We start from the raw sequence: 10,599 nt of genomic DNA on the forward strand, positions 1-10,599 counted from the left end.
AAATGTGGAAAGTGGACGTGCGAATATAGATGAGGAGAGTTTCCCGATTCTTGCCTAGCGGGCAAAACACAGCCCCTGCCTTTCCGGCCATGCATCGGGTATACCAATGCAATGCCGGGAAGGCAGGGGCTAAGAAGCGGGAAAAATCCCGCCTACTTCTTTGGCCGCCAGGAAATGCTCATGCCCGTGGCCCCGCCACCGAAGTAGGCCGGCACCATGCCAATATCGCGGCCGATGGACTTGCGGCCCCAGCGGTTGCGGTGGCTGAGGTAGGCCAAGTGAGCGGATAGAATGCCGAAGCCCGCGCCGGCCACCACATCGGACTGCCAGTGCTTGTCGTTAATCATGCGCAGGGCAGCCACGCTGGTGGCAATGGTGTACGCGCCCACGCCGTACCACTGGCTTTTGTCCCGAAACTCGGTGTGTACGATGCTGGCCGCCAGAAACGCCTGCGCCGTGTGGCCCGACGGGAACGAGAGGTTGTCGGAGCCGTTGGGGCGGGGCTCGCCGCGCAGGTACTTCACGGCAAAGGTGGAGGCCAGCATAATGGCCTCGCCCTTGGCAATGATGAGGAGGGTGTTGACCCGGTCGTTGCGCGACTCCACGCCCGCGATGGCCACTGCGGCCAGCTCGAAGTACGGTGCGATAATCAGCGTGTTGTCGAAGCCGGTGCTCACCGGCCGGAACTGCTTGCGGACGAACTCCTGCGAGCTGTGGTTGATGCCCGCATCGCCCTGCGCCGTGATGGCCCCGTAGGTTATCATTACGGCCGGAATAGCGACGGCCCGGAACAGCTTACTTTTGAAGAAGGTCGCCTTTGCCCCAGTGGAAACCCCCTTGGGATTCTCGTATTTTTTGGTGGTATCGGAGGGGGCGGTGGCCGGTAGCTGGGCGTAGGCGGGGAGGCTACTCAGCAGCAGCGCGACGGCTGCGAATCGAGTTAGAATAAAGGAGCGCATGAATAAAAATTCGGGGAAAGACAGAAAAGCATTTTGGTCCTACTACGGCCAGTTAATGTAAACGTAACGTTCAATTCTGAGGAAAATCTTAATATGTTGGCTATCTAACACTTGCACGTAAGCCAAAAGCAGATGGTCCAGTATAGGCTCAGCGCCGTAGCCAAGCGCGGGCTTTCCGGCCGGGCCGTCGTACCCAGCGCGCACTCGGGTTACGAACCTTTTTATTCAGACTGCATTTTGGTTGCGCCCGTACATCGGCCGCCCCCAGCAGGCCTGCGTAGGCGGGCTTAGCGGGCTTCTGGCTGTTTAGTTGGTTCATGCTTAGCTCGTCCGTCGCCATTCTGCTATTCACCCGCTCGGCGGGGGAATAGGCCGCGCACAAGCAGTTTCTGCGCTACGGCGGCCGGGCCGCCAACGCGGCGGTGGCCGCCCAGCTCATTGCCCATGCCACCGCTATGGCCCGCCGCGCTGGCGTCGATTTCATAATCCAAAATCATGCAAGCCCTGAACCAGGGCGAGCCCTGGAAAATGGGCGAGTCCATCGGGGTTACGCAAGCGCACGCCCTGGCCCGGGGCGAGGAGCTGCAGAACGTGTACCGCTGGTGCGACGAGTTTTTCGAGCAGCACCCCGAAACGGCCGTTTTGTCCGATTAGCCAAGTAGCTGAACGCCGTGCCGAATGCAGCCAAGCATGTCGCGTGCGGCAGTGGAATCAACCAGGAGGGAATATCTCATCGACGATGTTCCCGCATACTTCGATTCGGAATCTGCTATGCCGCCTGCGCTGCCAGAGCGGGTTTCTCCGGCAGCGTTTTCGTCTGGTAGGCCAGCCGCAGCAGGCTGGGCAGCACCATCAGCAGCAGCGGCAGGGCCAGCATCAGGCCCCCAATCACGGCAATGGCCAGGGGCTGGTGCAGCTGCGCGCCCGCCCCGATGCCCAGCGCCAGCGGGGCCAGCGCCGCGATGGCCGACAGGGCCGTCATCAGCTTGGGCCGCAGGCGGGCGGCAATGGCGTAGCCCACGGCCTGCTCCACGGGGTTGCCCTCGGCCAGTACTTCGAAAAACTGCTGGAAAGTGAAAATCGCATTCTCCCCGATGATGCCTACCACCATAATCAGGCCGGTGTAGGAGCCCACGTTCAGCGGCGTATTGGTGAGATACAGCGCCAGCGAGCCGCCGGCCGGCCCCAGAATGGAAATGAGTAGAATCAGCCCGGCGGCCTTCAAGTCCCGAAACAGAAACAGCGCCACCGCGAACACCAGCAAGCACGCCGTGCCCAGAATGGTGAGCAGCTCCTGAAAAGACTGCTGCTGCTCGGCATACGAACCGCCGTACTGGATGAAGTAGCCGGGCGGCAGCGGCACCTGGCTCTCCAGCTTCTGGCGGATTTCGGCCATGGCCCCGCCCAGGTCGCGGCCGTCGAGGCGGGCCGTCACGGCGGTCATGGCCTGCAGGTTTTCGCGCTCCAGCTCGGCGTCGCCGGCCGTTACGCGCACGGTCGCCAGCTCGTCGAGGCGGCGGCGCTGCCCGTTGGGCAGGAACACGGGCTCGCCGCGCAGCTGGGCCAGGGTGGCCTGGGCGGCGTTGGGATAGCGCATCCGGATGTTGAGCAGCTGCTCGCCTTCGAGCACGGCCCCGGCGGTGGTGCCGGCCAGCTGGGTTTGCAGCTGGGTCTGGAAATCGGTGGCGGTGAGGCCGTACTGGGCCAGGCGGCGCGGGTCGGGCCGTACGTCCACGCTCGGGCCCATGCGCACGATGCCGTCGAACACGTCTGCGGTGCCGGCCACGCCCTCCACCACTTTGGTTACCTGGTTGGCCAGGGCGTAGCGCTTGGTGGCATCGGGCCCAAAAACCTTGATTTCGATGGGCTGCACGGTGCTCATAAGGTCGCCCAGCATGTCGCCGATAACCTGGCCGAAGTCGATGGTAAGGGCCGGCTGGGTGGCCTCAATGCGCTGGCGAATGTCGGAAATGACTTCCTCCGTCGTGCGCTTGCGGTCGGTTTTCAGGCGAATGAGGTAGTCGCCCCGGTTAGGCTCGGTGATGAAAAAGCCCATCTGGGTGCCGGTGCGGCGCGAGTAGCTGGCCACTTCCGGCACCTTCACAATCAGCTTTTCGGCCTGGCGCAGCATGCGGTCGGTTTCCTCGATGCTGGTGCCAGCCGGCGAGTTGTAGTCGAGCACGATGGCCCCTTCGTCCATGTCGGGCAAAAAGCCGGTGGCCAGGCGCGGAATAATCAGCACCATGCTCCCAATGAGCACCAAGATGCCGATGATGGAGTAGGCCGGGTGGCGAATGACGGCCTTCACCCAGGGGATTTCGTGGTGGCCGGCGGTGGCTTTGGTAGGGGCATCAACATTGGCAGGGTCCGCAGCGGTAGCAGCGGGCAGGGCCTGGGTTTCGTCGGCGAAGTAAGGGTCGCTCGCTTCTGCAGGCTGGTCCAGCGTGGAGTTGTCGGCCGAAGGGTGTATTTCCTTGGCTTTGGGTTTCCGCGACAGCAGCAAGTATATGACCGGCAGCCCCAGCCACGCCACCAGAAACGAGCATACCAGCGCCACCACCATCGTGGTGGCCAGCACCTTAAAATACGCCCCGGCCACCCCGCCCAGCAGCGCGAACGGCAGAAAAATCACAATCGTACTCAGGCTGGAGCCAATGAGCGCGGGCAGTAAGTGGCTCACCGAGCGGCGCACCACCTCGCCGGGCGTGGCCCCGGGGTGCTCTTCGCCCACGCGGTGCAACTGCTCCACCATCACCACGGCATCGTCAATCATCAGGCCGATGGCGGCGGCAATGGCCCCCAGCGTCATAATATTGAAGGAGTAGCCAAGGCCGAAATACAACACCGCGATGGTGAGCGCCAGCGCCACCGGAATAGTGCCCAGAATGGTCATCGTGGCCCGGAACGAGCGCAGAAACAGCGCCGTGACCACGAGGGCCAGCGCCAGGCCAATCCAGAGCGCGTCCTGCACCGAGCGCACCACTTCGGCCACGAAATCGGCCTGGTCGTAGTACGGAGCCATGGTTACGCCGCGCGGCAGGCCCGATTGCAGCGCCGCCACTTTGGCCCGCACGCCATCCGAAACCAGCACCACGTTGGCATCGGGCTGGCGTAGGATGGAGATAAGCACGGCGTCGGAGCCGTTGGCGTTGATGCGGGTGTACTCGGGCTGCTCGCCGAGGCTGACGGTGGCCACGTCGGCCAGGCGCACGATGCGGCGGCCGTCGTTGCGGAGCACGATGTTTTCGAGGTCCTCTTTTTGGAGAATGGTGGCGTCCGTCACCGTTAAGTAGAGGCGGCGGTAGTCGCTGAGGTAGCCGTTGCTTTGCACGAAGTTAGTGGCCGTCAGCGACTTGGTAATATCATCCGGTCCCAGCCCGAGGGCCGCCAGCTGGTCGGGCAGCAGCTGCACCTGGTACTCTTTGGTGCGCCCGCCCTGAATCTGAACCGACGACACGCCATCGACCTGCGACAAAAATGGCTTGATGGTGTACAGGGCCAGCTTGCGCAGTTCCAGCGCCGACTTGCCCGGGGCTTCCAGCGTGTAGCCCATCACCGGCAGAATAGCCGGGTTCATGCGCTCGACGGTGATTTGTACGGTGGGGGGCAGGTCGCCCCGAATCTGGTTCAGGCGCGACTCAAACAGCGTCTGGCTTTTGGCCACATCCACGCCCCAGTCCAGGAAAGCCGAGATTTCGCAGCTGCCGCGGCTGGTGGTGCTGCGCAGTAGTTTCAGCCCCGGCACGCGCTTCATGGCATCTTCCATGGGCTTGGTCACGGTCACCATCATGCGGTCGACGGGCTCTAGGCCGTTCTCGGCAATCACCTTCACCTTCGGAAAGGTCACCTCCGGAAACAGTGCCACGTTGATGCGCCGGTAGGCCACCGTGCCCAGCGCCAGCGCCAGCGCCAGCAGCACCGCGATGGGGGCCTTGTAGGCCTGAAAAATGGAAGGACGATTGGGCATTGGATTGGCTATTCTTGGCTTCCTGGAACGTCATGCTGAGCTTGTCGAAGCATCTCTACCTCAGTAGTAAACCAATCGGCTCAACGAAGCGGTAGAGATGCTTCGAAAAGCTCAGCATGACGTTCTTTTACTATTCTTTTTCTGTCGCCGCTACCGGCCGCGTCACCTTCACGGCCGCCGTATCATCCAGCCCGAAGTTGCCGCTGAGCAAGATTTTATCGCGCGGATTGAAGCTGGGGGCTTTGATTTCGATGTGGTCCTTTTCCTGTGCGCCCACCGTCACGGGCACTTTCACGGCCGTGGAGTCATTCAGCAGCTTCATTACCCAAAACTGGGTTTGGGTTTCGTCCGTCAGCACCGCGCCGCGCGGCAGGGTGTTGGCCAGGCGCGGCGCGGTTTTGTCGATTTCAACCTGGACCGCCAGGTTTTCGGGCAAATCGGGGAAGGTGCCCACGGGGCGAATCGTGTAGCGCTGGGTTTGGATGCTCACATCGGCGGTGGCCAGCACTTCGGCCACGCGGCCGTTCAGCAGGCGGCCATCGGGCAGGAAAATACGGCAGCTCTGGCCGGTGCGCACGTAGCGCAGCTGCGTCGCGGGCACGTCGAGCACGAAGCCAAAGCGGCTTTTGTCATAGGTGAGGCCGAGCTGCTCGCCGTCCTGCACGTAGTCGCCGGCCAGCTTGTCGACCGTAGCCATAATGCCCGAGCGGCCCGATTTTATTGGAATAATGCCGCTGAATTTCAGGCGTGGGTCGCCGGTGAGCTTATCCAGATGCAGGGTTCGCGATTCCTTGGTTTGGATGGTGAATACCGTTTGGCCGGCCCGCACCAGCTGGCCCACCACGGGCGTGGGCGGCAGCACGTAGCCGGTGGTGGTAGCCCGCAGCGCATCCTTGGCCGGAAACGCCGATACGGCGCTCAGCCGCAGCACGTCGGTCAGCGTATCGGTCTGGATGCTGCCGATGGTGACCAGCGCCTTGGGCTTCACGGTGGCCTCTTCGGCGTCACTAGCGGGCGCGGCCTCGCCGGCGGCGGCGGGGTCTTTCGCTCCGCAGGCCGCAAGCAGGGGAAGGAGCAGGAGAAAGTGTAGGTGGCGGGTGAGGAAATTCATAAAGGGAATAAGCACGTCAGGCGGCGCTGCGCTCCGCCTGACAGCACAAACAAAGTAGCGCTACTGCTCGGCCAGGTAATCCAATGCAAACCGGCTTCTGAGCTGGTCCGTCTGCGCCTGGGTCAGGCTGAATTGCAAGGTTCGGTAACTGGTCACCAGGTTGAGATAATCGAGAATGGCCACGTCGCCCGTCGCCAGCTGCTGCCGGGCGGCCCCCACCAGCGCATCGGCCACCCGCAGCTGCTCGCGGATGCGTTCCAGCAGCGCATCCGAAGCCCGAATGAGGCCTTCGAGCTGCTCATACTGCTGCCGCCGCTGCACCGTGATAAACTGCCGGTAGCCGCTGCGGCTGCGCTCGCTCAGCTCGATGCGCTGGTATTGCAGCTGGCGCTGGTGGCCGTCGAAAATTGGAATACCCAGCTGCAAACCGGCCCCGATGCCCAGGCTATGGCCCAGCATCGCGGGCAGGTAGGAGGATGATTGCAGGCCGCCATCGAACACGGCGCTCACTTTGGGGCGGTAAAAAGCATCCACGGCGCGGCGGTCCAGCAGCAGGCGGAGGCTGTCGAGGGTGTACTGGCGCTGGGCCGGGGCCAGCAGGCCGGCCAGTGGGCGATGGGTGGGCGGGTTGGGCGCTTCAATGCTGATGAGCGCCGTGTCGGCCACGCCGGCCAGAGCGCGCAGGGTGCCCAGCTCGCGGCGGTAGGCCAGGCGGTTTTGTTCCACGGTCACCTCCTGGGTGCGTACCGAAAGGTAGAAACTCAGGTACTGCGTTTGCTTGAAAATGCCGCCGTTCACCAGCTGGCGCAGGATTGCATCTTGCTGGCGCAGCTGCGCCAGCAGCGTGCGGCTGAAGCTGAGCTGGGTTTCGGCGGCGTAGGCGGTGATGAACTGGTCGGTGATGTTGCGGCGCAGGTCCAACGCCGAAAGTTGGCCATTGTTGCGGAGCACCTGGCCCTGGCTGGCTATTATCTGGTAGTCGTTTTGGAGCTGAAAGCGGTTGAACAAGGGCTTGGTCGCCTGCGCAAAGGCTGCGAAGTTGCCCCCGTTGGAAACCGCATTGTCGTAGCCCAGCACCTGCACATCCTGGCCGTCTACCTTTTTGGTAATGCTGGGGTAAAAAATTGCCGAGCCGATGCCGCCCACCTGCACGCCGTTCTGGCGGGCGCGCACCAGACTATCGATGCGGTTTTGGCGCACCTGGTTGGCCGTTTCGCGCAGCAGTGGGCTGTTGCGGCGGGCCACCAGCAGGAAGTCATCGAGCCGGCGCGGGCTGGCGGGCGCGGCGGCCACGGCGGGCAGCGGGGCAAGCACGGCCGGAGCCGGCACGCCCTGGGCGCGGGCCGCGCCGGCAAACAGGGTGGGCAGGCCAACCAGGACCAGGCCCCCAATCAGGCGGGGAAGGCGAACGAACAACTGATGGGGGAGGATGATAAGCGCCACAAAGCTGCGGGGGGATTCTGAAGAAAATCGGGCCGGGCCCGGCCCGGAAGCCGGGCCCGGTGCCGTGCATACGCACAACAGGTCAGAAAGTCTTCAACCTTTGGTGCGTCCTTCGCTCCCGGCCCCGCCAAATCGGCCTACCCAACTATGAAAATTCTGCTTGTTGAAGACGAAGCAGCGCTGCGCACGGCCCTGGCCGGCTCGCTGCGCCAGGCCGGCTACGTGGTAGACGAAGCCGCCAGCTTCGCTCAGGCCCACGAAAAAATCGAGCTCTACCAATACGACTGCGTGTTGCTGGACCTGACCCTGCCCGACGGCACGGGCCTGGATTTGCTGCGCGCCCTCAAGGCCGAGGGTTCGCCGGCGGGCGTGCTCATCATCACGGCCCGCGACGCGCTCGATGACAAAATCGCGGGCCTCGACCTCGGAGCCGACGATTACCTCATCAAGCCCTTTCATCTCTCCGAGCTCAACGCCCGGGTGCGGGCCATCATCCGCCGTCGCAACTTCAACGGCCAGCAGCAAATCGTTTTCCGCGACCTGCTGGTGCTGCCCGACCTGGCCGAAGTACACGTCCGCGGCGAGCAAATTATGCTTACCAAAAAAGAATACGACCTGCTGCTGTATCTGCTGGCCAACCCGGGGCGCATCCTCACCAAAGAGGCCATCGCCGAGCACCTCTGCGGCGATGCCGTGGACACGGCCGACTCGTTCGACTTCATCTATACCCATCTCAAAAACCTGCGCAAAAAAATGCAGGAGAAAGGGGCCGATAACTACATCCGCACCATGTACGGGGTGGGGTACAAGCTGAGCCAGGAGTAGCTGTGAAATAGCCAACGTCGTGGCTTACATCATATTAAGAAGGCGGCATTCGTGCGCAGCGAAAATGAAGATGGGTCCGCAGGGAGGTAAGTCGGATAACTGGATTACATTTGTAAATAAATATATAATTTATAAAATCTATTTATCCTTCCTGGTTACTCACATACCATTACCCCTGCCATCATTTATAATTGGGCAAAATAACGCTTCCTTGGTAATTTGAGGAAGGTTTTTGTTGACTTCGCCGCTCCAATGAACCTGCTCAACGCCACTACCCGGTACTACTTATTGCTGGCTCTTTTTCTGTTCGGGGTGGGCAGCGTGGGGCTGTACTACGGCATTAGCTGGGCGCTGCGGGCCGAAGTGGACGAACAGCTGGCCGGCCGCCGCCTGGAAATGCTGGCCCGGGCCCGCGCTGGCCAGCAGTTGCCGGCGGCCGAGCTGGCTGGTTTGCTCGACATCGACCGCCAGCCCCGCCACCCCGGCCTGCGCGATACGGTGCTTTTTGATGCCCAAGAGCACGAAATGGTGCCGCACCGCCAGCTCAGCTTCGCGCTGGCTGCGCCCGGGCAGCCGCCGGTTTCCATCACCCTGCGCAAGTCGCTGGTCGAAACCGAAGACCTGCTGGGCGTGGTGCTGGCCGTGATGATAGCCGTGCTGGCCCTGCTGCTGGCCGGCATGGTGGGGCTGAACCGTTGGCTCTCGGCCCGATTGTGGGCCCCGTTTCGATACACGCTGGGCGCCTTGCGCGGCTATAACCTGCAGCAGCACCAGCCGCTGGCACTGCCCGCGCCCGCCGTGGCAGAATTTGCCGAGCTTAACCAGGCCCTGAACGGCTTCAGCCAGCGCCTGGTGGCCGACTACGAAAACCTGCGCGAGTTCACGGCCAACGCGGCCCACGAAACCCAAACGCCGCTGGCCATTATGCAGGCCCAGCTCGAACAGCTGCTGCAAGTGCCCGCCCTAGCCGAAGACGTGACCGCCGGCCCACTCGTGGCCGAGCTGTACCGGGGCACGCTGCGGCTTTCGCGCCTGCACCAGGCGCTGAGCCTGCTCAGCAAAATCGAGAACCGGCAGGTGGGCGAGGCCCAGCCCATCCGCCTCGATGAGCTGCTGACCGAGAAAATGGCCCAGCTCGAACCCTTGTTTGAAGCCCGCGAGCTGCGCTACGGCCTCGATATCGCGCAGGCCCCCGTGGTAGTGTACCTCCACCCCGGTCTGGCCGATTCGCTGCTGCAAAACCTGCTGCAAAACGCCGTGCGCCACAACGTGCGCGGCGGCGAGCTGATGGTCACCCTCACCCGCCACGAGCTGAAAGTGAGCAACACCGGCCCGGCCACCACCGGCGACCCGGCCCGGTTCTTCGAACGCTTCCGCAAGCACAACGCGGCTTCCGACTCGCCGGGCCTGGGCCTGAGTATCGTGCAGCAAATCTGCGCGCACTACGGTTTCGGCCTGCGCTACACCCTGGCCGAGCACGGGACCCGCCACATCCTGCGCGTGGCACTGCCCGCCGCGCCCGTTGCGGTTGGCGCGGCGGCCCCGGCCGCCCTCACGGCTTCAGAATAAGCTCAGAATGAGGACAGAAAAGCCACAGGATGAGTAAGTAGGTTTGGGCCGATATTCACCGAACCCAACAACCTTACCATGAAAAACCTCGTGTTGACCTTGGCTGCCGCCGCGCTGCTGGCTCCCGCCGCCCACGCCCAGAAAGTGGCCGCCGCCAACGTGCCGGCTGCCGTCACGGACGCATTCAGAAAAAACTTCCCCGCCGTGAAAGCCGTGAAATGGGAGAAGGAAGGAGCCGACTATGAGGCCGGCTTCGACATGGGTAAAGCCGAGATGTCGGCCGTCATCACCGCCGCCGGCGTGCTGAAAGAAACCGAAACGGAAATGGCCGTATCCCAGCTGCCCGCCAGCGTGCAAAAGGCGCTGGCCACCAGCTACAAAGCCTATAAAATCACGGAAGCGGCCAAAATCGTGACGGCCGCCACCGGGGCCACTACCTACGAGGCCGAAATCAGCCAGGCAGGCAAGCACCGCGACGTTTTGTTTAACCCCGATGGCACCGAAGTGAAGCGGTAGCCGCTAAAAAAAGCGCCGCCGTAGGCAGCCTGGCGCTGAATTTGACGTATGAGAAGCGGGGGGGGGGGGGGGGGGGGGGGGGGGGGGGGGGGGGGGGGGTGGGGGGGGGGGTGGGGGGGCGGGGGGGGGGGCGGGGGGGGGCGGGGGGGGGGGGCGGGGGGGGGGGGGGGGGGGGGGGCGGGGGGCGGGGGGGGGGCGGGGGGGGGGGC

Annotated in this window: 8 protein-coding genes; 5 read left to right on the forward strand and 3 right to left on the reverse strand. The window is 63.4% G+C overall.

The window, feature by feature from the left end; all coding sequences use genetic code 11:
- Nucleotides 1–152: 152 nt before the first annotated feature.
- Nucleotides 153–959 (reverse strand): phosphatase PAP2 family protein, encoded by an 807-nt coding sequence (locus tag ABIB44_RS14335; RefSeq protein WP_354585335.1) that lies wholly within the window; start codon nucleotides 957–959, stop codon nucleotides 153–155.
- A 495-nt stretch (nucleotides 960–1,454) separates the two neighbouring features.
- On the opposite strand from ABIB44_RS14335, the gene ABIB44_RS14340 reads away from it, so the two are divergent.
- Nucleotides 1,455–1,613, forward strand: a complete 159-nt coding sequence (locus ABIB44_RS14340; protein ID WP_354585336.1) for a hypothetical protein — start codon at nucleotides 1,455–1,457, stop codon at nucleotides 1,611–1,613.
- Nucleotides 1,614–1,728: 115 nt separating this feature from the next.
- Here the strand turns inward: ABIB44_RS14340 and ABIB44_RS14345 are convergent, their stop codons facing one another.
- Nucleotides 1,729–4,926, reverse strand: coding sequence for an efflux RND transporter permease subunit (locus ABIB44_RS14345; protein ID WP_354585337.1), 3,198 nt, complete (start codon nucleotides 4,924–4,926; stop codon nucleotides 1,729–1,731).
- A gap of 130 nt (nucleotides 4,927–5,056) precedes the next feature.
- Nucleotides 5,057–6,037, reverse strand: a complete 981-nt coding sequence (locus ABIB44_RS14350) for an efflux RND transporter periplasmic adaptor subunit (protein ID WP_354585338.1) — start codon at nucleotides 6,035–6,037, stop codon at nucleotides 5,057–5,059.
- 615 nt (nucleotides 6,038–6,652) lie between these two features.
- On the opposite strand from ABIB44_RS14350, the gene ABIB44_RS14360 reads away from it, so the two are divergent.
- The 4 genes from ABIB44_RS14360 (at nucleotide 6,653) to ABIB44_RS14375 (ending at nucleotide 10,390) form a co-directional block, all read left to right on the forward strand.
- Nucleotides 6,653–7,501: a hypothetical protein gene (locus tag ABIB44_RS14360; RefSeq protein WP_354585345.1), complete on the forward strand. Its 849-nt coding sequence runs from the start codon at nucleotides 6,653–6,655 to the stop codon at nucleotides 7,499–7,501.
- A 126-nt stretch (nucleotides 7,502–7,627) separates the two neighbouring features.
- Entirely contained in the window at nucleotides 7,628–8,305 is a 678-nt protein-coding gene (locus ABIB44_RS14365) for a response regulator transcription factor (RefSeq protein ID WP_354585339.1), read from the forward strand.
- Between the two features lie 252 nt (nucleotides 8,306–8,557).
- Complete coding sequence (locus tag ABIB44_RS14370; protein WP_354585340.1) at nucleotides 8,558–9,874, forward strand: sensor histidine kinase; 1,317 nt, start codon at nucleotides 8,558–8,560, stop codon at nucleotides 9,872–9,874.
- 78 nt (nucleotides 9,875–9,952) lie between these two features.
- The gene (locus ABIB44_RS14375; RefSeq protein ID WP_354585341.1) at nucleotides 9,953–10,390 is read left to right on the forward strand and encodes a PepSY-like domain-containing protein; all 438 of its coding nucleotides are present in this window, start codon (nucleotides 9,953–9,955) and stop codon (nucleotides 10,388–10,390) included.
- Nucleotides 10,391–10,599: the final 209 nt, after the last annotated feature.

Source organism: Hymenobacter sp. UYCo722, assembly GCF_040547115.1.
Lineage (GTDB): Bacteria > Bacteroidota > Bacteroidia > Cytophagales > Hymenobacteraceae > Hymenobacter.

What these genes read in the sequence shown, in the direction of transcription:
- ABIB44_RS14335 (WP_354585335.1), bottom strand. Translation starts at nt 959, where the DNA reads ATGCGCTCCTTTATTCTAACTCGATTCGCAGCCGTCGCGCTGCTGCTG.
- ABIB44_RS14340 (WP_354585336.1), top strand. Translation starts at nt 1,455, where the DNA reads ATGCAAGCCCTGAACCAGGGCGAGCCCTGGAAAATGGGCGAGTCCATC.
- ABIB44_RS14345 (WP_354585337.1), bottom strand. Translation starts at nt 4,926, where the DNA reads ATGCCCAATCGTCCTTCCATTTTTCAGGCCTACAAGGCCCCCATCGCG.
- ABIB44_RS14350 (WP_354585338.1), bottom strand. Translation starts at nt 6,037, where the DNA reads ATGAATTTCCTCACCCGCCACCTACACTTTCTCCTGCTCCTTCCCCTG.
- ABIB44_RS14360 (WP_354585345.1), top strand. Translation starts at nt 6,653, where the DNA reads ATGGGTGGGCGGGTTGGGCGCTTCAATGCTGATGAGCGCCGTGTCGGC.
- ABIB44_RS14365 (WP_354585339.1), top strand. Translation starts at nt 7,628, where the DNA reads ATGAAAATTCTGCTTGTTGAAGACGAAGCAGCGCTGCGCACGGCCCTG.
- ABIB44_RS14370 (WP_354585340.1), top strand. Translation starts at nt 8,558, where the DNA reads ATGAACCTGCTCAACGCCACTACCCGGTACTACTTATTGCTGGCTCTT.
- ABIB44_RS14375 (WP_354585341.1), top strand. Translation starts at nt 9,953, where the DNA reads ATGAAAAACCTCGTGTTGACCTTGGCTGCCGCCGCGCTGCTGGCTCCC.